Source organism: Paenibacillus cineris (assembly GCF_018333335.1).
GTDB lineage: Bacteria > Bacillota > Bacilli > Paenibacillales > Paenibacillaceae > Paenibacillus_AQ > Paenibacillus_AQ favisporus.
This window is the reverse complement of record NZ_BORU01000008.1, coordinates 42,415-63,321: the sequence shown is the minus strand read 5'-3', so window position 1 is coordinate 63,321 and position 20,907 is coordinate 42,415. Positions and strand designations below refer to the sequence as shown.

Sequence of the window (20,907 nt, the reverse complement as noted above, 5' to 3'; positions counted from 1 at the left end):
ACTTGAACGTTTGGTGGCGATAGCGGAGGGGTTCCACGCGTACCCATCCCGAACACGACCGTTAAGCCCTCCAGCGCCGATGGTACTTGGACCGAAGGGTCCTGGGAGAGTAGGACGTTGCCAAGCGAAGAACCACTGTTGATAACATCGACAGTGGTTTTTTTGTTCCCCCGCTCCTGTTGATAAGGGGCTTTTTTCATCCACAACCCCGAATGTATTTAACATTCCTTCATCTTAATTATGCACAGATAACGTTTTCGGCTCCCCGTTTCGCCAAAAAACCATCCACAAATACACAAATTGATCCCCATAACCCACAGATGATCGTGAATAACCACGACAAGATCCTATTCTTTATATAAGTTGTCCCCAGGTAAACAGGATAGATTGCAGGATGGATTGACTTTGCGCACAGGTTTTGCCATACTCGTCTTTGAAATCAATGATTGTCATGACGATGATGGTCTGACTGAATTTGCAGGCACATCCTTATTAGGCGAGGTGGAAGCATGGAAATCCGGAATTTACGGGAAGAAGAATTTGAGCAAAGCACTCGGCTAAGCGAATATGCTTTTCAATACAAGATGACTCCCGAACGGAAGCAGCTGGCCAAAGAACGATTTAAACCTGAGCAGGTGTGGGGCATTTTTGACGAAGATGAGCAACTGGCGGCTAAGCTGGTGCTAATCCCGTTTACGGTATCGGTTCAAGGTGAGACTTTTCCTATGGGCGGGATTGCGAGCGTTTCCACATGGCCGGAGAACCGCCGGCAGGGTTATATTAAGCATCTGTTGACGCACGCGCTGCAGCAGATGAATGAGAACGGGCAGGTCTTTTCCATGCTGCATCCCTTTTCCTACCCGTTTTACCGGAAATATGGCTGGGAAATGTTCAGCGAGTACAAGAAATATGTCATTTCGACCGATAAATTGCCGGCAAAGGTCACCACTGAAGGTGCGGTTCGGCGGGATATCAAAGACGTGGATGTTCTGGATACGGTCTATGCTGCATTTTCTAAACGTTATAATGGATTGATGGTTCGGACGCGGGAATGGTGGACCCGTTCGGTACTGGACGAGGATGGGCATACCGCGGTATATTATTCGGCATCAGGTGCGCCGGAAGGATATGTTCTTTATAAGGTGGAAAACAAGGAGTTTACCATCGATGAACTCGTTTATGTCACGGATGAGGCACGCCGTGCGCTATGGACATATATCGCCAATCACGATTCCATGGTGACACAGGTGATCGTCAATTTCATGCCGATGGATGACAGTCTTACATATCATTTGGCCGATCCACGGATTAACCAGGAAATTATCCCATATGGGATGGCCCGTGTCGTAAATATGAAGAAACTTGTCGAAGCTTATCCTTTTACAGCCTCCGGCGAAGGGGGAGCCGAGCGTCTAACTATTCAGCTGACGGATATGTATGCGCCATGGAATGAAGGCGTTTGGAGCTGGTCTTTTTCATCGGACGGAACCGCATCAGTCTCTCCCCTGGATTCATCTCAAGAACAGCAGGAAGAGATCCTTAGCTGCGACATCCAGGCACTGACCGTCCTGCTGACGGGGTTCAAACGGCCGGCTGAACTATACCAATCCGGACGAATTGCAGGCAGTGCGAAGGCAGTGAGCATCCTGGAAGCGCGGATCCCCGTCCGACAGACCTTGTTTATGGACTTCTTTTAATTATGGAATAAAATACCTTGCTGTACAATTCTAATGAGCCGGGATCCGGTCAGAATAATAACCCTCTGCATACGTTGCAGGGGGTTATTTCGTATCGGTGCGGTATAAAAAGAAGGAGAACGTCAAAAATGAAGATACACCCTCTTGGCAAAACGTGAGAATATGTTATAATTTAGATCAAAGAAAGTCAAAGTCAACGTAAATTCAAATGTATGTTTGTTTACGGTTGAACTCACAATAGTGAATGCGCAAGGTTTAGATCAGTTATAACATATTCACCGGGTTAAGATCCAGATTCGAGCCCACGACCATTGGTTAAGTTTAAAGGAGATGGTTTGGGTATGCGAACGGACTAACGAATGACCATGAAGGTCTTGACGTTTTAACGTAATGGAGGATGAACAATGCGTAATATCTCTGATATTATTGAACAATATCTGAAGGGTATTCTGCATGATAGTCCCGAAGGAATGATTGAAATTCAGCGCAACGATCTGGCTGATCAGTTCTCATGCGTTCCATCCCAGATCAACTATGTGATCAGTACACGATTCACGCTGGAAAAAGGTTATCTTGTGGAAAGCAAGCGCGGTGGCGGAGGGTACATCCGGATTCAACGGATTGAACTCCCGCAATACTCGGCGCTTCATACGCATCTCCACCAAACGATTGGGGAACGCATCGATCAGAACGTGGCCGAAGGGCTGATCTATCAGTTGGAGGAGGCACGCATCCTTAGCAAACGCGAAGCGAGCATTATGCGCGCCGCGATATCCAGAGAGTGCCTGATGATCAAGCTTCCTTACCGGGATGAGATACGTGCTCGGCTGATGAAGGCGATGCTGATTTCTTTGTTAGGCAAATAGGCTTACGGAGAAAAAGGAGGTACATCGGTATGCTTTGCCAAGAATGTGGTAAGAGGCCGGCGACTCTCCATTTTACCAAGATTGTGAATGGTGAGAAGACGGAGTTTCATTTTTGCGAATCCTGTGCCCGGGAGAAAGGGGAAATGATTCCCGGAACCTCTGGCGGATTTTCTATACACAGCCTGCTGTCTGGTCTCATGGACATTGACATGGCCGGCAAAGGAGCGGCAAGCAGCGCCAAGGCTGCTCAATCGCTGAGATGTGAAGAGTGCGGGATGACGTACTCGCAGTTTAGCAAGATCGGCCGGTTCGGCTGCAGCTCCTGTTATAAGTACTTCGGCAACCGCCTGGACCCTCTGCTCAAAAGAGTTCACGGCAGTACCGTACATGTCGGCAAGCTGCCTAAGAGAGGCGGCAGCAAAATTCAAGCCAAACGGAAAATCGACAGCTTGAAGCTCGAGCTTCAGCAGCGTATTCACGAAGAGGAATTCGAAGAGGCTGCGAAGCTGCGCGACCAGATCCGTACGCTTGAGAAAGAATTGTCGGAACAGTAAAGTTCACTCGAAGGAGGAGGAATGCGTGATGCCAAATCTCCGGTTTACCGAGAAAGCGCTGAGCGATTGGATGCGCGGCCAGGCCGATGCTTCCGAAATCGTCATCAGCAGCCGGGTTCGGGTTGCGCGCAACCTGCAGCATCTTCCTTTTCCGCTATTGGCCACCCGCCAGCAGTCGGAGGAAGTGCTCAAACGTCTGACGGGTATTCCCAGTGATCACCTTCAGTCTTTTGGAACTTTTTATACCGTGGAGCTCGACCACATCGATCCGCTGGACAAAAGGGTGCTGGTAGAGAAGCATTTGATCAGCCCTAATTTGGCGAATGAATCCCAGAACGGCGCGGTCATCCTCAGTGAGGACGAATCGGTCAGCATTATGATTAACGAAGAGGACCATCTTCGCATTCAATGTCTATACCCCGGTTTTCAAATCCGCCAAGCCTGGGAGAAGGCCTCGAGCATTGACGATAAATTTGAGGAATACATCGATTACGCTTTTGACGATAAGCACGGGTACTTGACCAGCTGTCCAACCAATGTGGGCACAGGCCTGCGGGCTTCGGTCATGATGCACCTCCCGGCGCTGGTGATGACTCAGCAGATCAACCGGATTTTATCCGCCGTTTCACAAGTTGGGCTCACCGTTAGAGGAATTTACGGGGAAGGCAGCGAAGCAATAGGTAACCTGTTCCAAATTTCGAATCAGATTACCTTGGGACAGACCGAGAATGAAATCATCGACAACCTCCACAGCGTTGTGCTGCAGATTATCGAGCATGAGAAAAATGCACGCACGCGGCTTATGAACGATTCCAGACTCCGCATTACCGACCGCATCAAACGGTCCTATGGGATTTTATCCTATGCGGAAGTCATGGATTCGAAGGAGGCAGGGCAGCGTCTCTCCGACGTGCGCCTTGGAGTTGACCTCGGGATTCTTGAGGGACCGTCTATTTCGGTGATGAATGAACTGAATGTGATGACCCAGCCGGGCTTCCTGCAGAAAACTTACGGTCACGAGATGAACACCGAAGAACGCGATATTTACCGGGCGAAGCTCATCCGGGAAACCCTCGGAAAGCGCTGAGCCTTTATGATATACAGCTTTACGATGAAGGAAGTAAGTGGAGAAGCGATGATAAAACTCATGGAGGTGCAGGAGATATGATGTTCGGAAGATTTACGGAACGTGCGCAGAAGGTGCTCGCATTGGCACAAGAGGAAGCGGTTCGTTTAGGGCATAACAACATTGGTACGGAGCATATTTTGCTCGGACTGATCCGGGAAGGGGACGGCATAGCCGCTAAAGCTTTAATCGGACTCGGACTTGGCCTTGAAAAAATCCAGGATGAAGTGGAAACGCTCATCGGACGGGGGCAGGAACAGCCGACGAATATCGCTTATACCCCTCGCGCCAAAAAGGTAATTGAGCTGTCCATGGACGAAGCGCGCAAATTGGGTCATACGTATGTGGGCACAGAGCATATCCTGCTCGGCCTCATTCGCGAAGGCGAAGGCGTGGCCGCCCGTGTGTTGAATAATCTCGGCATCAGCCTGAATAAGGCGCGCCAGCAAGTGCTGCAGCTGCTGGGCAGCAGCGAAGCAGTATCCAGCCATCACGGCAACCAATCCAACGTCAGCACGCCGACGCTCGACAGCCTGGCCCGTGACTTGACTGCGATTGCCAAAGAAGGCAACCTGGATCCGGTTATCGGACGCAGCAACGAGATCGAAAGAGTTATCCAGGTCCTCAGCCGCCGGACCAAAAACAATCCGGTGCTGATCGGTGAGCCGGGGGTTGGTAAAACCGCCATCGCCGAAGGCCTGGCGCAAAAAATCATCAACAACGAAATCCCGGAAACGCTGCGTGACAAACGCGTCATGACGCTGGACATGGGATCGGTTGTAGCCGGTACGAAATACCGCGGCGAGTTCGAGGACCGCTTGAAGAAAATCATGGATGAAATCCGCCAAGCGGGCAACATCATCCTCTTTATCGACGAGCTGCATACGCTGATCGGTGCCGGCGGCGCGGAAGGCGCTATCGACGCATCTAACATTCTGAAGCCGTCGCTAGCCCGCGGCGAGCTGCAGTGCATCGGTGCCACCACGCTGGATGAGTACCGCAAATATATCGAGAAAGACGCCGCTCTGGAGCGCCGTTTCCAACCGATCACGGTGGATCAGCCGTCTCCGGAAGAAGCGATTCAAATTCTGTTCGGCCTGCGCGACCGCTACGAAGCGCATCACCGTGTGAAGATTACGGATGAGGCGATCGTGGAAGCGGTGAAGCTGTCGGACCGCTACATTTCCGACCGGTTCCTGCCGGATAAAGCGATCGACCTGATCGACGAGGCGGGCTCCAAGGTAAGGCTTCACACGTACACCATTCCGCCGAATCTGAAAGAACTGGAAAGCCGGCTTGAAGATATCCGCAAGGAAAAAGATTCGGCCGTGCAAAGCCAGGAATTCGAGAAAGCGGCCGCCCTTCGCGATACGGAGCAGAAGATCCGCGAAGAGCTCGACGTTACGAAGAACCAATGGAAAGAGAAACAGGGCCGTACGGACTCCGAAGTGACGCCTGAGGATATCGCCCAGGTTGTAGCCAGCTGGACCGGTATTCCGGTCAGCAAGCTGAAGGAAGAAGAAACGGAACGCCTGCTGAATATGGAGACCATTCTCCACGAGCGCGTTATCGGCCAGGAAGAAGCCGTCAAGGCGGTCAGCCGCGCGGTAAGACGTTCTCGTGCCGGTCTGAAGGATCCGAAACGTCCGATTGGATCGTTCATCTTCCTTGGACCTACGGGTGTCGGTAAAACCGAGCTGGCCCGTGCGCTGGCCGAAGCGATGTTCGGCGACGAAAATGCGGTAGTCCGCATCGACATGTCCGAGTACATGGAGAAACACTCCACGTCCCGGCTGGTCGGAGCGCCTCCGGGATACGTCGGCTATGATGAAGGCGGCCAGCTGACCGAAAAAGTACGCCGCAAGCCGTACTCGGTCGTTCTGCTGGACGAAATCGAGAAGGCGCACCCTGAAGTATTCAACATTCTGCTTCAAGTGCTGGAAGACGGCCGTCTGACCGACTCCAAGGGCCGTGTGGTGGACTTCCGCAACACGCTGATCATTCTGACCTCCAACGTCGGTGCGGAAGCGATCAAGCGGAACTCCACGATGGGCTTCACGGCCGCCGCTGACGCGGGGGCTGATTACAACAACATGAAGGATAAAGTGATGGGAGAGCTGAAGAAGAGCTTCCGTCCGGAGTTCCTGAACCGGATCGACGAAATCATCGTCTTCCACTCGCTCGAAGAGAAGCACATCGCCGAAATCGTGACGACGATGACCGAAGAGCTGCGTAAACGCCTGCGCGAATTCAATGTCGACTTTACCCTGACGGATAAAGCCAAGGCATTCCTCGCCAAAGAAGGCTACGACCCGGCATTCGGTGCCCGTCCGCTTCGCCGGGCGATCCAGAAGCATATCGAGGACCGTCTGTCGGAAGAATTGCTCACGGGCCATGTGTCCAAGGGCGACTCGCTGATTATCGATGAAGAGAACGGCGCGCTGACGGTCAGCAAAAACGAAAATGTATCGGCCAATACACAGTCGTAATGAGCCGGTGACTTCATACGAAGCCTGAAACAACAAGGGATTGCCCCGCCGGTTTTTATGGATCCGGCGGGTCGGTCCCTTTTCTTTTTGTATCGCAGTGATAAATCAATGTAAAGTTTTTGGATAGACTTTACGATAAATCTTAATAAATGGTAAACTTAAAATAATGCCAAAATTCTGAGGTAACGACATAATTAGACAAATTGGCGGCAGCAAAGGAGAGAGCATGGCCAAATCGAAAACGAAATTTTACTGTACCGAGTGCGGCTATGAAGCTGCCAAGTGGTACGGAAAGTGTCCGGGCTGCCAAGCCTGGAACTCGATGGTAGAAGAAACGGAAAGCATCATCAAGACGCAGGGGATGAATTCCCCGCTTTTTCATAGTAAAGAAAAGCCGCTTTCGATCATAAATATAGAGAGCAGCCAGGAAGCAAGGGTGCTGACCGGGATCGGCGAGCTCAACCGCGTTCTGGGCGGCGGGATCGTTCCCGGATCGCTCATTCTTGTCGGGGGCGACCCCGGCATCGGCAAGTCGACCCTGCTCCTGCAAACGTCGCACGCCCTGACGCAGTCCGGCCTGCGCGTGCTGTACGTGTCCGGTGAGGAATCGGTCCGTCAGACCAAGCTCCGGGCGGATCGCCTCGGTGCCCTCTCGCCGGAACTGTACGTTCTGTGCGAGACGAATATGGATCTGATCGAAGAGGCGATCGAGAGTGTAAAGCCTCAGTTTCTGGTGATCGACTCCATCCAGACGGTCTACATTCCCGAGGTGACCAGCGCGCCGGGAAGCGTGGCGCAGGTCCGGGAATGTACGGCCCGGTTTATGCGGGTAGCCAAAGGGCTCGGCATCGCCACCGTCCTTGTGGGGCATGTTACAAAGGAAGGGGCCATCGCCGGACCGAGGCTGCTGGAGCATATGGTGGACTGTGTGCTTTATTTTGAAGGCGAGCGTCATCATACCTACCGGCTGTTAAGAGCCGTTAAGAACCGCTTTGGATCGACAAATGAGATCGGCATTTTTGAGATGAACGAGGTCGGGTTGGTCGAAGTAGGGAACCCGTCGGAGCTGTTTCTGTCCGAACGTCCGCTGGGCGTGGCGGGATCCACGGTCGTGGCCAGCATGGAGGGCACCAGACCCGTCCTGGTCGAGCTTCAGGCCTTGATCTCTTCCACGCATTTTCCGTCACCCCGGCGCATGTGCACCGGGATCGACCATCACCGGATGGGACTGATTATTGCGGTGCTGGAGAAGCGGATGGGCATGTTCCTGCAGAATCAGGATGCGTACCTGAACGTGGCGGGGGGCGTCAAGCTGGACGAACCGGCGGTCGATCTCGCCATCGCCGTCAGCATCGCCTCCAGCTTTCGGGATATTCCGACAAAGCCGTATGACGTCATGTTCGGCGAAGTCGGCCTGACCGGCGAAGTCCGGGGCGTCTCCCGTGTGGAACAGCGCGTCCGGGAAGCGGAGAAGCTGGGGTTCAAGCGGATTATTTTACCGGAGAAAAGTTTGAAAGGATGGAGGCACCCCAAAGGTATTGAAATCATCGGAGTGAGTACCGTTGCAGATGCACTAGCGGTCGCGTTAGATTAGGGGGCAAATGAAGATGAAAGAACCGAGCCAATTGGAGAAAATGAACGATTTATTGAAGCTCGTGGCACCCGGCACGCCGTTTCGCGACGGCCTGGAAAACGTGCTGCGCGCCAAAACCGGGGGACTGCTGGTGGTCGGCTACAGTCCCGAAGTGATGGAGGTTGTGGACGGAGGCTTCTCCATCAACTGCGATTTCTCGCCCAACTACTTATATGAGCTGGCCAAGATGGACGGGGCCATCATTTTGAGTGAAGACCTGAAGCGGATTCTGTATGCCAACACCCAGCTGATTCCGGACTCGTCCATATCTTCGATCGAAACGGGGATTCGGCACCGGACGGCCGAGCGGGTCGCCAAACAGACCGGCAAGCTGGTCGTGTCGATTTCCCAGCGCCGGAACATCATTACCTTGTACCAAGGTACGCTCCGCTACGCGTTGAAAGAGATCGGCGTCATTCTAACCAAAGCCAACCAGGCGCTTCAGACACTGGAGAAGTACCGGGCGGTGCTGAACCAGTCGCTGACAAACCTGTCGGCTTCCGAATTCGAAGAGCTGGTCACCGTTCCCGAAGTAGTCAACGTCATTCAGCGCGTGGAGATGGTTCTGCGCATCAAGATGGAAATCAAGCGCTACATCAACGAGCTGGGGAACGAAGGGCGCCTGATCAGCATGCAGATGGAAGAGCTCGTGAGCAACATGGAGGAAGAAGCCTGGCTCTTGTACAAAGACTATGCCCGTGATGACAACGATGAGAAGATCCGCGAGATGATCGCCGGACTGAAACGGGCGACCGACGACGAGCTGCTCGATATCCACTATGTCGTCCGCCTGCTGGGATATCCGTTGTCGGCTGCAACCTCAGAAGAGTCTGTAGCACCCCGTGGTTACCGGATCCTCAATAAAATTCCACGTCTGCCGAACGTCATCATTCACAACCTGGTGGAACGCTTTGAACGGCTGCCGCATATCATGATGGCTACGATCGAAGAATTGGATGAAGTGGATGGAATTGGCGAAGTCAGAGCCCGCAATATTAAAGAGGGACTGAAACGCTTGCAGGAACAAGTATTCATTGACAGACAAATTTAAATGCCATACAATCAATGGATGACATGGGGGTACTACGATATTTGAGGTGAGAAAATGTTTACGAAATCAATTCCGAACATGTGTACCTTGGGTAACTTGTTTCTCGGAATGGTAGGGATTATGCTGGCCCTCGACAACAAGCTGAGCTTGGCGGCCATCATGATTATCATTGCAATGCTTCTCGACGGATTGGACGGCCGGGTGGCCCGGGCGCTCAATGCACAGAGTGAGTTGGGCAAGGAACTGGACTCCCTCTCGGATGTAATTTCCTTTGGTGTTGCACCCGCACTTATCATGTACATTTCTTGTTTCCACGATATGCATCATGCGCTGATCTGGACGGTAACCGCCGTATTTCCCATGTGCGGGGCGCTTCGGCTTGCCCGCTTCAACGTCCAATCAGGCAGCCCGGGCTACTTTATAGGTCTGCCTATACCGGCAGCGGGCGGTGTGCTTGCAACATTATCTTTGTTCCGTGATGATATTTCCGCCCCCTATATGATCATCGCCATGCTGCTGCTGTCATACCTGATGGTCAGCACGGTCCGGTATCCGAACTTCAAGAAAATCGGTTTTCCGAAGAAAGCGATGATGTACGCGCCGTTCGTCATTCTTGCCGCAGTCGCGGTCGCCGTTACGTTCCCGGATCAGCTCTCCAAGCTGATTTTCCTGCCGCTGGTGCTGTATGCCGCTTACGGTGTGAAGGAGAACGTGAGAAGGTTGTCGCGGAGACGCCGCCGCCATCGCGAGCAGTCCGATAAAGTGTTCAACGACCACTCCTCATAAACGACGTCCTGTTTAATAGAACGGGATGCAAAAATAAAAAGCATTTATTTCCTGCCCGGAGCAGCGAGATAAATGCTTTTTTTGATGTATAAAAAAATCTTGTCTTCTATGACATGTTAAACAGACCGAGGGTAGAGCATTTTTGCGATTCCTTCCGGACCACTTCATCCATATTGATATCGAGCAGATTGCACAGCGCCGACATATAGAACAGGTTCCGCCCGAGCTCGGTACTGATCACCTCGCGGCAGTTCTCGCACAACTCCCCTTGGACATGGGTCCGTACCGTTTCCTTGGCTTCCTCGAGGTTCAGTCCCGGAGCAAAGGTTTGTTTGGTGGCATGAAGTTCAATACAACCGCAATCGGTAATCGCCTTGGCGACGGACCGGTTAACGGAGGCACTGCTTTGTCCATTCTTTGACAATACATCCAGCAGACTGCGGTGACGGAGCAACAGTTCGGAAACCTGATCTTGAAAGTCTTGTAAACTTGGTGTGCCCATGTAACCTATTCACCTCTAACCTCTAGTTTTTTGAATTGAACTTATTATATTCCAGTCAATTCCCCATTTTCAACCAAAAACGAGACTTCTGTAGGATGGTACAAAAGAAAGGTTCAGCCGTCCAATAAAAATTGGAATATACAGGATTAGGTTGCTGCAAAATGGACCATACTGCTAATGAAATCTGCAACTATTAAAAATATGGATTTAAGGAGGTGAGGGAACTGATGCTGAGGAAATCGATCACGGCATTTGCCGGATTATGCGGGGCATGGATCGGGTACTCGCTGCATCATGCAGCAGGTTGGTCGTTCCCTGGAATTGGAATTGATGATTCGCTGTGGGGCAGCCTGATGTTCGCTGTGGTTGGCGCAATTTTATTTATGTTGATTGGTTCCCTGTGTGCTCAAGCTGTATCGTATCGTCTGCATTCGTTTATCGCTTCGTTCTCGAACACGCCGATGAATGAACTGGCGGCCGGAGCGTCGGGTCTGATCGGAGGACTGCTGCTGGCTCTATTAATCTACCCTAGCCTTGCCTGGATTGGACATGCCGGGGATTTGCTGGCTGTCGGCGTGACGTTTGTGTGCGGTTATATGGGACTTCGGATCGGCTTGGAAAAGAAAGAGGAGCTCGCTTCCCTGTGGACTTCCGGCAAATGGAGCCGGGGCGAGCTGCCGGAGGAACGCCGGATTGAGGAGCATAAAATTCTCGATACGAGCGTCATTATCGACGGCCGGATCGCGGACATCTGCAAAACCGGTTTTATCGAAGGAACGATCGTCATTCCCGAATTTGTACTGGAAGAGCTTCAGCATATCGCGGATTCCTCTGACCTCTTGAAGCGGAACCGCGGACGCAGAGGACTCGATATTTTGAACAAGATCCAGAAGGAACTGGACGTCAGGGTGCTGATCTATGAAGGGGATTTCGAAGAAATTTCCGAGGTGGACAGCAAGCTGGTGAAGCTCGCCAAGGTGCTGCAGGGCAAAGTGGTAACCAACGATTTTAACCTGAACAAGGTGTGCGAGCTGCAAGGCGTATCCGTACTGAACATTAACGATTTGGCCAACGCCGTGAAGCCGGTCGTCCTGCCGGGGGAAGAAATTATGGTGCAGGTGATCAAGGACGGCAAAGAGCATGGCCAGGGAGTGGCTTATCTCGACGACGGAACCATGATTGTGGTTGAAGGCGGACGCGACTATATAGGCAATATGATGGAAGTGCTGGTAACGAGCGTGCTGCAGACCTCCGCGGGGCGGATGATCTTCGCCAAACCGAAACTGTTGGAAAAAGCCCAGTAAACGCGGTATGATGGGGGTATACTCTTTTTCGGTCAGTTGTTGAGGAGGCTTTGCATCGACTTGGGCACAGAGAATCAGGTGGGCGTCATTGTGGTATCCGCGGGCCGCGGCTCCCGGATGGGGACGCAGGAAAGCAAGCAGTACCTTATGCTTGAAGACAAGCCCATCATTATGCATACGCTTGACATTTTTGAACAAATGCCGCTGGTGAAAGAAGTGGTCCTGGTCACCGGTGCGGACGATATTCCGCGCTGCGAGCAGTGGATCCGGGATTACGGACTTGGTAAAGTAACCAAGGTCATCGCCGGCGGAAGCGAAAGACAACAATCCGTATACAACGGCTTGATGGAAATTGGCACAGAATGGGTAATGGTTCATGACGGGGTTCGCCCGTTCGTGGAACCTGAACACATTGAGGCCTGCTACCGGAAGGCGCTCCAGGAAGGAGCGGCCGTGCTGGCGGTGCCGGTGAAGGATACCATCAAGCAGGTGAACGATTCGGGGACGATTCTGGCGACCCCTGATCGCCGGAGTCTGTGGGCCATTCACACCCCACAGGCTTTTCGTCTTTCCGATTTGAAAAGGGCTCATGAACGCGCCGCAGCGGACGGCTTCGCCGGCACAGACGACTCCATGCTCGTGGAGCGGCTGGGCATTCCCGTGGCGGTTGTGGAAGGCAGCTATACGAATATCAAAATTACGACGCCGGAAGATTTGGAGTACGCCGCATTTATGCAGAAACGCAAGGGAGAGAAAAAGGGATGATACGTGTAGGACAAGGGTTTGACGTTCACCAGCTGGTGGAGGGCAGGCCGTGCATCATTGGCGGAGTCACGATTCCGTACGAGAAGGGGCTGCTGGGACATTCCGACGCGGACGTGCTGCTGCATGCCGTCGCGGATGCGATTTTGGGTGCGCTTGCGCTGGGGGACATCGGCAAGCATTTTCCCGATACGGATCCGGAATTCAAGGACGCGGACAGTTTGAAGCTGCTGCTGCATGTATGGGGCCTCGCCAAGGAGCGGGGGTACCGCCTGGGCAACATCGATTCGACCATTATCGCCCAGCGTCCGAAAATGGCTCCTTATATTCCGCAGATGGCTGAAGTCATCGCCAAGGCGCTGGATGCCGACGTGACACAGGTCAACGTGAAGGCAACTACGACGGAGCAGCTCGGATTCACCGGTCGGGGAGAAGGCATTGCAGCCCAATCGGTTGTATGCTTGATCCAAGATGTGCTATCATCTTGAAGGATTTAAGCTGGAATAGGGTAAAGTATTTCTGAACGGACTTTATTGATCAATGATATGACGGAGGGGATCAGGATGAGCAGAGTGCGCGTACGTTATGCACCGAGTCCAACCGGACATTTACATATTGGCAATGCCAGAACGGCGCTGTTTAACTATTTGTATGCCCGCAACCAGGGCGGAGAGTTTATTATCCGAATCGAAGATACGGACGTGAAGCGGAATATCGAAGGCGGCGAAGAAAGCCAGCTGAAGTATTTGAAATGGCTTGGCATGGACTGGGACGAAAGCGTTGATGTGGGCGGGGCGTATGGCCCTTACCGCCAGACCGAACGTCTGGACATTTATAAGAAATACTGGCAGGACCTGCTGGACCGCGGCTTGGCTTACCGCTGCTATTGCACCGAGGAAGAGCTGGAGAAGGAACGGGAAGAGCAGATCGCCCGCGGCGAGACGCCGCGCTATTCCGGCAAGCACCGTGACTTGACGCCTGAGCAGTGCCAGGCATTCGAAGCGGAAGGCCGGGTGGCCAGCATTCGCTTCCGGGTACCGGACAATAAGACGTACACGTTCAACGATATGGTCAAAGGCACGATTTCTTTCAATACCCAGGACACCGGTGACTTTGTCATTGTGAAAAAGGACGGCATTCCGACGTACAACTTCGCGGTGGTGCTCGACGACCATCTGATGGAAATTTCCCACGTCCTGCGCGGGGAAGACCATATTTCCAACACGCCGCGCCAGCTGATGATCTACGAGGCGTTCGGCTGGGAGCCGCCGCTGTTTGGTCATATGACGCTGATCGTGAATGAGAACCACAAGAAGCTCAGCAAGCGGGATGAATCGATCATCCAGTTCATCGAGCAGTACGACCAGCTGGGTTATCTGCCGGAAGCGATGGTGAACTTTATCGCCCTGCTGGGCTGGTCTCCGGAAGGCGAAGAAGAGATTTACAGCAGAGAAGAGCTGATCAAGATCTTCAATCCGGACCGCCTGTCGAAGAGCCCGGCCGTGTTCGATCAGAACAAGCTGGCTCATCTGAACAATACGTACATTAAGAATGCCGATACCGACCGGATTACGGAGCTGGCGATACCGCACTTGCAGCGGGCGAGCCGCCTGCCGGCCGACCTGGATGAGGAGCAGAAGGCATGGACGCGCAAGCTCGTCGCCCTCTATCAGGAACAGATGACAGCCGCATCGGATATTGTCGATCTGTCGGAGGTGTTCTTCCGCACCCATCTGGAAATCGATCAGGAAGCCCTGCCGGTGCTGGCTGAGGAGCAGGTACCTACCGTATTGTCCGCGCTGCTGGCGAAGATCGAAGCTTCGGAGGAGTATACCGCTTCGCATATTGCCGCGCTTATCAAAGAGGTTCAGAAGGAGACCGGCGTGAAAGGCAAGCAGCTCTTTATGCCGATCCGTGTCGCGCTGACCGGCCAGATGCATGGCCGCGATCTGAACGAGACGATCTTCCTGCTGGGCCGCGGACGCGTGATCGAGCGGCTGAAATCGCAAATTAAGGGAGCATAAGTGGATTCTTTCTTGTAATCACAGCATATTCTAACCCATAAGCTCCCTGAAACACTTCTTGTCAGTAAGACGACTTATCGGCTATAATTACAAGCAAAATCAATTCGGCCCCGCTGTTACTGGGAGTGCCGAATGATCCAATGTGCGATCAGCGAAGATCAGGAGAAGTACATTGATCACGCCATTGACAGAGAGGGTGACCGCAAGGGAGGCGCAAGTTTTCCTTTAGGCTGGAAGTTACCTATTGGCCGGCAGTGGAAATGCACCTGTGAGCTGCATGGATGAGCGGAGGAGGATCTCCCCCGTTAGACTGTGCCGGACGTCCGCCGTTATGAGGACAGAAAGTGGGGCTTTTCGTTTGCGATGCAGTCTGCCGGAATCACCGGCGGGCACGTCAGCAGCAAGGCCCAAGCAGAGTGGGACCGCGCGTATAACGTCTCTGCAGCATGATGCTGCAGGGGCGTTTTTTGTTGAAAGAATCTTCGCTGAGCGTGTTGGGACTCGATGAACAAGCGTCGATGAAGAAACGTCGATGAAGAAACGTCGATGAACGCTTTTGTTGTCAGGATGAGAAGGGTGTTGTGCCTCCACGTAACGATGGAGAACAGAAGAAGCAAAGAGGGGAACGGATATGTTCAAGCACATGAAATCGGATATCCAAACCGTATTCGAGAATGATCCGGCGGCCAGAAGTCTGTTCGAGGTCATTTTCACCTATTCCGGATTGCATGCCATCTGGGCTCATCGGGTTGCGCATGCACTGTACAAACGCCGGTGGTATACACTGGCGCGCGTGATTTCCCAGGTCAGCCGTTTCATGACGGGGATCGAGATCCATCCCGGAGCGAAGATCGGCAAGCGCCTGTTCATCGACCATGGCATGGGTGTGGTCATCGGGGAGACCTGTGAGATCGGGGACGACGTCGTCATTTACCAGGGCGTTACCCTCGGGGGCACCGGGAAGGAAAAAGGCAAACGGCATCCGACCATCGGCAACAATGTCGTCATTGCGTCCGGCGCGAAAGTGCTGGGATCGTTTACGGTCGGCGACCAGTGCAACATCGGAGCCAACTCGGTCGTTCTGAAGGAAGTCCCCTCGAACAGCACGGTGGTGGGCATTCCTGGAAGAATCGTGAAGCAGGACGGGCGCCGGGTGGACCGTCTAAGCCACCAGCTGCCTGACCCGATCGTCGATTCGCTGCGCAGCATGCAGCAGGAGATCGAACAGCTTCGCGGTGAATTGGAAAGACTACAAACGGAAAACAACCGGCTGCAGCAGGAGGAAACCCCGGCTGGAGCACGTTCGAAATAAAGAAGCAGCGAATTTCATGGATGAAAGGAAATGTGGATATGTCCCTTCAAATTTATAATACGATGATCCGGGCGAAAGAAGAGTTTGTGGCGAAGCAGCCGGGAAAAGTGAACATGTACGTGTGCGGTCCGACCGTATACGACTACATTCATATCGGGAATGCGCGTCCGATGATCTTTTTCGACGTCGTTCGCTCGTATCTCGAGCAGATCGGCAACGAAGTCAATTACGTGGTGAACTTCACGGACGTGGACGACAAGCTGATCCGCAAAGCCGAGCAGATGAACAGCACCGTGCCGGTGGTGGCCGATACGTTTATTAAAGCGTACTACGAGGACCTCGACGGGCTGGGCATTCATAAGGCGACGATCAACCCGCGGGTGACGGAGAACATGGATAACATCATCGCCTTTATTAAGGAGCTGGAAGACGAAGGCTTCGCTTATGAAAAAGGGGGCGACGTTTTCTACCGGACCGGCAAATTTCCGGGTTACGGCAAGCTTTCGCATCAGAAGCTGGAGGAGCTGCAGTTCGGCATCCGGATCGGCGTCGACGAGCGGAAGGAAAGCCCGGAAGACTTCGTGCTTTGGAAGGCGGCGAAGCCGGGAGAGATTTACTGGGCAAGCCCTTGGGGCGACGGCCGCCCTGGCTGGCACATCGAATGCTCGGCCATGGCCCGCCGCTACCTTGGCGACACCCTGGATATCCACGGAGGCGGACAGGACCTGCAGTTTCCGCATCACGAGTGCGAAATTGCGCAGTCGGAAGCTTTGACCGGCAAGCCGCTCGCCAACTACTGGATGCATAACGGGTACATCAAGATCAATAACGAGAAAATGTCGAAATCGCTCGGAAACGGCATTTTGGTCAAGGATCTGCGCGCCCAATATAAAAAAGAAGCGATCCGCTACTTCATGCTGTCCACGCATTACCGCAATCCGCTCAACTTCAACAGCGAAACGATGGATCAGGCGATGAACAGCGTGGAGCGGATCGCCAACGCCGTAACGAATATGAAGCACCGCCTGGATACGGTGGCTCCGGACGGAAACGGTCCGGTCCGTGAATCCGTGCAGCAGAAGCTGGATGCGATTCTCGCTTCCTACTATGAAAAAATGAACGATGATTTCAATACGCCGGATGCGATTACCTCCGTATTCGAATGGGTCAGTGAAGCCAATCTGCTGCTTCAGGAGCCTGTGGCGAACCCTGCGGAACTGCAGGCGATGCTGGCGGCTTTTGACGAATTGAACGCGGTGCTGCGGCTGTATTTCGAGGAAAAGGCCGAGCTTCTGGACGAGGAAGTGGAGCAGCTGATCGCCGAGCGTGCCGAAGCCCGCAAGAACAAAAACTGGGGCCGCGCGGATGAAATCCGCGACGAGCTGGCGGCCAAGGGAATTCTGCTGGAGGATACAGCGCAGGGCATGCGCTGGCGCCGCAAATGAGCGGGGCGGACGGCAACGAACTGCTGCCGGAAAGTGCGGGAAGCTGGATGTTCAGCTACCCGCCATCCAAGCCGGCCCGGCTGATTCCGCCGATCGTCTTGGCTTATATTGGCGATGCTATCTATGAGGTGGCCATCCGCCAATATTTGATCTCCAAGACGAATCTGCGGCCCAATCAGCTGCACCGTTCGGCGACCGGACTTGTCTCGGCCAAGGCCCAGAGCCGGATTATCGGCGCGCTGGAGGAGATGCTGACTGAAGAGGAGCGCGACGTAGTCCGCCAAGGCCGCAACGCCAAGTCGGGCACCATTCCGAAAAATGCCGACGTGCTGGAATACCGGCATGCCACCGCGTTCGAGTCCCTGATCGGATACTTGTACTATACCGGGCAGTTCGGGCGCATGCAGGAGTTAATCGACACGGGGATCAAGTTCATAGAGCAGCAGCCCAAGAAGAAATAAGATGGCAGGCCATCACAGGCAATAAGAATCAGGAGGAAAATCGATGGAGGAAGAAATCATTGCCGGGAAGCATTCGGTCACCGAAGCGCTTCGATCCGGGCGGACGATCAATAAAATATGGATTGCGGAAAATGCCCAAAAGCATCTGACGCAGCCGATCATTTTCGAGGCCAAAAAGCTTGGCGTCGTCATTCAGCAGGTGGACAAGCGCAAGCTGGACCAGATGGCGCCGGGCATGCAGCATCAAGGGGTGGTCGCGCAGGCGGCGCCTTATGCCTATGCCGAAGTGGAGGACATCCTGCAGGCCGCGGAAGCCAAAGGGGAAGCGCCGTTCATCTTGCTGTTGGATGAGATCGAAGATCCGCACAATCTCGGCTCCATTCTCCGGACCGCGGACTGCACCGGCGTTCATGGGGTAATCGTGCCGAAACGCCGGTCAGCACAGGTTACCGCGACCGTGTCCAAGACGTCCGCCGGTGCCGCCGAATACGTCCCGGTCGCACGCGTAACGAACCTGGGGCAGACCATTGAGGAGCTGAAAGAGAGAGGAATTTGGGTCGTCGGTACCGACGTGTCGGCTTCCTCCGAGATGTACGACACGAATGTGTTTGACGGCCCCGTCGCCGTAGTCATTGGCAACGAAGGGAAAGGCATGGGCAGACTGATCCGCGAAAAATGCGATGTTTTGGTGAAACTCCCCATGAAAGGTCAAATCAACTCGCTTAATGCTTCCGTGGCCGCGGGAGTCGTGATGTACGAAGTTCTGCGCCGGCGCCGCACTCAAGGTTAGCCGGAATGGCGGCTTTGCGCGATGTGCTTCTGGTCGATGGCTATAACATGATCGGCGGATGGCCGTCCCTTGCAGAGCTGTCGCAGATCAGCATGCAGGAGGCCAGGGACGAGCTGCTGGCCAGGCTGGCCGATTACCAGGCTTTTTCCGGAAGAAAAGTGATCGCGGTATTTGACGCCTACCGGGTGCCGGGTCTGGGCAAATCCTTTTCGCAGAGCAAGGTCCAGGTGTACTTTACGAAGGAGAAGGAGACGGCGGACGAATGCATTGAGCGTCTTGTTGGAGAGCTGACCCGGCGAAGCAGGCAGATCTATGTGGCGACCAGCGATTTGATCGAACAGCATGTCATCTTCGCGCGGGGAGCGCTTCGCTTGTCCGCCCGGGAGCTGCTGATCGAAGTGGAGAACAGCGAGCAGATGATCCAGAAGCGGATCAAGGAAGATCAGGCCAGATCGACGCGCAATACGCTGGACAGCAAACTGTCGCCGGACATCCGCGAAATCTTCGAACGATGGCGGCGGGAATAGCCAACTTTTGTATGAAATGACAAATTTGCAGCTCTTGACAATTTTGCTATCGCTGTTCTTTTTTGGATAATCCGTGGTTGACGGCTTGGAGAGCATCATTTATACTGTTCGTATATTTCACGAGTAACGGGTACCTTGCGTTGCAGCCGGGGGGTTTCTTGGTGAGCGTCGACCTTAAAGAGTTAATGTTATCTGATTATGATTACAAGACGGATGAGGACGTAGTCGAATATTTCCGTGAGGGTGACAGTGAAGCGCTGGAGTACTTGATCAACAAGTACCGGAATTTCGTGCGGGCCAAAGCCAGATCTTATTTTCTGATCGGCGCCGACCGCGAGGATATCATCCAGGAAGGCATGATCGGTTTATACAAATCGATCCGTGATTTCAGAGGGGACAAGCAGTCCTCGTTCAAGGCTTTTGCCGAGCTGTGCATTACGAGGCAGATCATTACGGCGATCAAGACCGCGACGAGACAGAAGCATATCCCGCTGAATTCTTACGTGTCGTTGGACAAGCCTATCTATGATGAGGATTCCGACCGTACGCTGCTTGACGTGATTTGCGGCTCGCAGGTATGCGATCCGGAAGAGCTGATTATTAACCAGGAAGAGTTCGTCGGACTCGAGGACAAGATGTCCGAGATTCTGAGCGACTTGGAGCGCAAAGTGCTGATGCTGTATTTGGACGGCCGCTCCTATCAGGAAATTGCGGTGGATTTGAAACGGCATGTGAAATCGATCGATAATGCTCTGCAGCGGGTCAAGCGCAAGCTGGAGAGATATTTGGAAGTTCGCGACAATTGAACAGACGCTAAGGTGAAGAAAGGCTCGTAAGGAGTCTTTTTTTATTCACGCCGGAAGTGCCGAGGTTTAACCTCTGGACGAATGAATCATACTGGTAAATGAATGCAGGCGGCTTATGATGAGAAAAAAGGCTTGAAACGACAGGGAATCGTGGTTTTTAAACGCGTATTGACAAGGCCATTCTTTCGTTGACATGGTTTGACCCTTGTGATAAAGTGTTTTAGGTAGGCCTAAATTCGCGTGTTTTAATGAATGGTAGAGCAAAGGCTTCGGCACGAGCTTAATCGTTCATTTCGCAGGAACGGTTTTTTTTCTTTTCAGCGATGAAAAGTTTAGGCTGTTTCCTACTAGGGATCAATATTGACTCTTCTGAAATAGAAGGACGTCTTCGGGAGGTGCACAGCATGCGGGTAATTATCACTTTGGCTTGTACGAATTGCAAACAAAGAAACTATACGACTACCAAAAACAAGCGAAATCACCCCGACCGCATGGAGATGAAGAAATTTTGCAAGTTTTGTAACGAGCAAACTCCTCATCGCGAAACCAGATAGTTTTTTGGAGGTGTAGTCGGCGTGAAAGGTTTCAAGTCTCTGTTTTCCTTTTTCTCTGAAAGCTGGGCGGAACTTAAAAAAGTTCGCTGGCCTAATCGTAAAGAGTTGACGAATTACACGCTTATCGTACTTGGCACCATTGCGATCGTCACGATTTATTTTTGGGTTCTAGATATCGGCATTTCCGCTGTGATCGAAGCGATTATTTAAGAAGGGTC

Annotated in this window: 21 protein-coding genes and 1 rRNA gene; 21 read left to right on the top strand and 1 reads right to left on the bottom strand. The window is 53.0% G+C overall.

Annotated elements, in window-relative coordinates:
• Window positions 1-9: 9 nt before the first annotated feature.
• The 9 genes from rrf to pssA all read left to right on the top strand — a co-directional run bounded on the left by rrf (window position 10) and on the right by pssA (window position 10,202).
• Window positions 10-126 (top strand): 5S ribosomal RNA (gene rrf, locus KI379_RS33320).
• Between the two features lie 383 nt (window positions 127-509).
• Window positions 510-1,697, top strand: coding sequence for a GNAT family N-acetyltransferase (locus KI379_RS33315; RefSeq protein WP_212986151.1), 1,188 nt, complete (start codon window positions 510-512; stop codon window positions 1,695-1,697).
• 404 nt (window positions 1,698-2,101) lie between these two features.
• Complete coding sequence (locus KI379_RS33310) at window positions 2,102-2,563, top strand: CtsR family transcriptional regulator (protein ID WP_076176703.1); 462 nt, start codon at window positions 2,102-2,104, stop codon at window positions 2,561-2,563.
• A 29-nt stretch (window positions 2,564-2,592) separates the two neighbouring features.
• Window positions 2,593-3,117: a UvrB/UvrC motif-containing protein gene (locus KI379_RS33305; protein ID WP_212986150.1), complete on the top strand. Its 525-nt coding sequence runs from the start codon at window positions 2,593-2,595 to the stop codon at window positions 3,115-3,117.
• A gap of 28 nt (window positions 3,118-3,145) precedes the next feature.
• Complete coding sequence (locus KI379_RS33300; protein WP_116234482.1) at window positions 3,146-4,204, top strand: protein arginine kinase; 1,059 nt, start codon at window positions 3,146-3,148, stop codon at window positions 4,202-4,204.
• A 77-nt stretch (window positions 4,205-4,281) separates the two neighbouring features.
• Complete coding sequence (clpC, locus tag KI379_RS33295) at window positions 4,282-6,732, top strand: ATP-dependent protease ATP-binding subunit ClpC (RefSeq protein WP_076176706.1); 2,451 nt, start codon at window positions 4,282-4,284, stop codon at window positions 6,730-6,732.
• A gap of 226 nt (window positions 6,733-6,958) precedes the next feature.
• Window positions 6,959-8,326 (top strand): DNA repair protein RadA, encoded by a 1,368-nt coding sequence (radA, locus tag KI379_RS33290; RefSeq protein ID WP_089549786.1) that lies wholly within the window; start codon window positions 6,959-6,961, stop codon window positions 8,324-8,326.
• 13 nt (window positions 8,327-8,339) lie between these two features.
• On the top strand, window positions 8,340-9,416 hold the full coding sequence (gene disA, locus KI379_RS33285; protein WP_076176708.1) for a DNA integrity scanning diadenylate cyclase DisA: 1,077 nt from the start codon (window positions 8,340-8,342) through the stop codon (window positions 9,414-9,416).
• A 54-nt stretch (window positions 9,417-9,470) separates the two neighbouring features.
• Complete coding sequence (pssA, locus tag KI379_RS33280) at window positions 9,471-10,202, top strand: CDP-diacylglycerol--serine O-phosphatidyltransferase (protein ID WP_145950212.1); 732 nt, start codon at window positions 9,471-9,473, stop codon at window positions 10,200-10,202.
• Between the two features lie 106 nt (window positions 10,203-10,308).
• Here pssA and KI379_RS33275 read toward each other — a convergent pair whose 3' ends face one another.
• Window positions 10,309-10,704: a DUF1573 domain-containing protein gene (locus KI379_RS33275; RefSeq protein ID WP_076176710.1), complete on the bottom strand. Its 396-nt coding sequence runs from the start codon at window positions 10,702-10,704 to the stop codon at window positions 10,309-10,311.
• A 227-nt stretch (window positions 10,705-10,931) separates the two neighbouring features.
• Between KI379_RS33275 and KI379_RS33270 the strand changes: the two genes are divergently transcribed.
• The 12 genes from KI379_RS33270 to secE all read left to right on the top strand — a co-directional run bounded on the left by KI379_RS33270 (window position 10,932) and on the right by secE (window position 20,899).
• Window positions 10,932-12,008 (top strand): PIN/TRAM domain-containing protein, encoded by a 1,077-nt coding sequence (locus KI379_RS33270; protein ID WP_076176711.1) that lies wholly within the window; start codon window positions 10,932-10,934, stop codon window positions 12,006-12,008.
• A 54-nt stretch (window positions 12,009-12,062) separates the two neighbouring features.
• Entirely contained in the window at window positions 12,063-12,773 is a 711-nt protein-coding gene (ispD, locus tag KI379_RS33265) for a 2-C-methyl-D-erythritol 4-phosphate cytidylyltransferase (RefSeq protein ID WP_373309649.1), read from the top strand.
• Window positions 12,770-13,258, top strand: coding sequence for a 2-C-methyl-D-erythritol 2,4-cyclodiphosphate synthase (gene ispF / locus KI379_RS33260; RefSeq protein ID WP_105441910.1), 489 nt, complete (start codon window positions 12,770-12,772; stop codon window positions 13,256-13,258). The genes ispD and ispF overlap by 4 nt, the downstream gene beginning before the upstream one ends.
• A gap of 75 nt (window positions 13,259-13,333) precedes the next feature.
• Complete coding sequence (gene gltX / locus KI379_RS33255; protein ID WP_212986149.1) at window positions 13,334-14,794, top strand: glutamate--tRNA ligase; 1,461 nt, start codon at window positions 13,334-13,336, stop codon at window positions 14,792-14,794.
• A 631-nt stretch (window positions 14,795-15,425) separates the two neighbouring features.
• The gene (cysE, locus tag KI379_RS33250; protein WP_076176714.1) at window positions 15,426-16,106 is read left to right on the top strand and encodes a serine O-acetyltransferase; all 681 of its coding nucleotides are present in this window, start codon (window positions 15,426-15,428) and stop codon (window positions 16,104-16,106) included.
• A 38-nt stretch (window positions 16,107-16,144) separates the two neighbouring features.
• Entirely contained in the window at window positions 16,145-17,551 is a 1,407-nt protein-coding gene (cysS, locus tag KI379_RS33245) for a cysteine--tRNA ligase (RefSeq protein WP_212986148.1), read from the top strand.
• Complete coding sequence (locus KI379_RS33240; RefSeq protein ID WP_212986147.1) at window positions 17,548-18,012, top strand: Mini-ribonuclease 3; 465 nt, start codon at window positions 17,548-17,550, stop codon at window positions 18,010-18,012. The genes cysS and KI379_RS33240 overlap by 4 nt, the downstream gene beginning before the upstream one ends.
• Window positions 18,013-18,055: 43 nt before the next feature.
• Complete coding sequence (gene rlmB, locus KI379_RS33235; RefSeq protein WP_089549793.1) at window positions 18,056-18,802, top strand: 23S rRNA (guanosine(2251)-2'-O)-methyltransferase RlmB; 747 nt, start codon at window positions 18,056-18,058, stop codon at window positions 18,800-18,802.
• 5 nt (window positions 18,803-18,807) lie between these two features.
• Complete coding sequence (locus tag KI379_RS33230) at window positions 18,808-19,329, top strand: NYN domain-containing protein (protein WP_076176718.1); 522 nt, start codon at window positions 18,808-18,810, stop codon at window positions 19,327-19,329.
• Between the two features lie 161 nt (window positions 19,330-19,490).
• Window positions 19,491-20,135, top strand: a complete 645-nt coding sequence (gene sigH, locus KI379_RS33225) for an RNA polymerase sporulation sigma factor SigH (RefSeq protein ID WP_076176719.1) — start codon at window positions 19,491-19,493, stop codon at window positions 20,133-20,135.
• A 404-nt stretch (window positions 20,136-20,539) separates the two neighbouring features.
• Entirely contained in the window at window positions 20,540-20,689 is a 150-nt protein-coding gene (gene rpmG, locus KI379_RS33220) for a 50S ribosomal protein L33 (protein ID WP_076176720.1), read from the top strand.
• Window positions 20,690-20,710: 21 nt separating this feature from the next.
• Window positions 20,711-20,899: a preprotein translocase subunit SecE gene (gene secE, locus KI379_RS33215; protein WP_076176721.1), complete on the top strand. Its 189-nt coding sequence runs from the start codon at window positions 20,711-20,713 to the stop codon at window positions 20,897-20,899.
• The last annotated feature ends 8 nt before the right edge of the window (window positions 20,900-20,907 follow it).

Excerpts from the sequence above, each read along its gene's own strand:
- KI379_RS33300 (WP_116234482.1), top strand. The coding sequence starts at position 3,146 with ATGCCAAATCTCCGGTTTACCGAGAAAGCGCTGAGCGATTGGATGCGC.
- cysS (WP_212986148.1), top strand. The coding sequence starts at position 16,145 with ATGTCCCTTCAAATTTATAATACGATGATCCGGGCGAAAGAAGAGTTT.
- rpmG (WP_076176720.1), top strand. The coding sequence starts at position 20,540 with ATGCGGGTAATTATCACTTTGGCTTGTACGAATTGCAAACAAAGAAAC.
- KI379_RS33240 (WP_212986147.1), top strand. The coding sequence starts at position 17,548 with ATGAGCGGGGCGGACGGCAACGAACTGCTGCCGGAAAGTGCGGGAAGC.
- KI379_RS33315 (WP_212986151.1), top strand. The coding sequence starts at position 510 with ATGGAAATCCGGAATTTACGGGAAGAAGAATTTGAGCAAAGCACTCGG.
- pssA (WP_145950212.1), top strand. The coding sequence starts at position 9,471 with ATGTTTACGAAATCAATTCCGAACATGTGTACCTTGGGTAACTTGTTT.
- KI379_RS33275 (WP_076176710.1), bottom strand. The coding sequence starts at position 10,704 with ATGGGCACACCAAGTTTACAAGACTTTCAAGATCAGGTTTCCGAACTG.
- KI379_RS33305 (WP_212986150.1), top strand. The coding sequence starts at position 2,593 with ATGCTTTGCCAAGAATGTGGTAAGAGGCCGGCGACTCTCCATTTTACC.
- KI379_RS33310 (WP_076176703.1), top strand. The coding sequence starts at position 2,102 with ATGCGTAATATCTCTGATATTATTGAACAATATCTGAAGGGTATTCTG.
- clpC (WP_076176706.1), top strand. The coding sequence starts at position 4,282 with ATGATGTTCGGAAGATTTACGGAACGTGCGCAGAAGGTGCTCGCATTG.
- ispF (WP_105441910.1), top strand. The coding sequence starts at position 12,770 with ATGATACGTGTAGGACAAGGGTTTGACGTTCACCAGCTGGTGGAGGGC.
- KI379_RS33270 (WP_076176711.1), top strand. The coding sequence starts at position 10,932 with ATGCTGAGGAAATCGATCACGGCATTTGCCGGATTATGCGGGGCATGG.
- radA (WP_089549786.1), top strand. The coding sequence starts at position 6,959 with ATGGCCAAATCGAAAACGAAATTTTACTGTACCGAGTGCGGCTATGAA.
- rlmB (WP_089549793.1), top strand. The coding sequence starts at position 18,056 with ATGGAGGAAGAAATCATTGCCGGGAAGCATTCGGTCACCGAAGCGCTT.
- gltX (WP_212986149.1), top strand. The coding sequence starts at position 13,334 with ATGAGCAGAGTGCGCGTACGTTATGCACCGAGTCCAACCGGACATTTA.
- disA (WP_076176708.1), top strand. The coding sequence starts at position 8,340 with ATGAAAGAACCGAGCCAATTGGAGAAAATGAACGATTTATTGAAGCTC.
- cysE (WP_076176714.1), top strand. The coding sequence starts at position 15,426 with ATGTTCAAGCACATGAAATCGGATATCCAAACCGTATTCGAGAATGAT.
- KI379_RS33230 (WP_076176718.1), top strand. The coding sequence starts at position 18,808 with ATGGCGGCTTTGCGCGATGTGCTTCTGGTCGATGGCTATAACATGATC.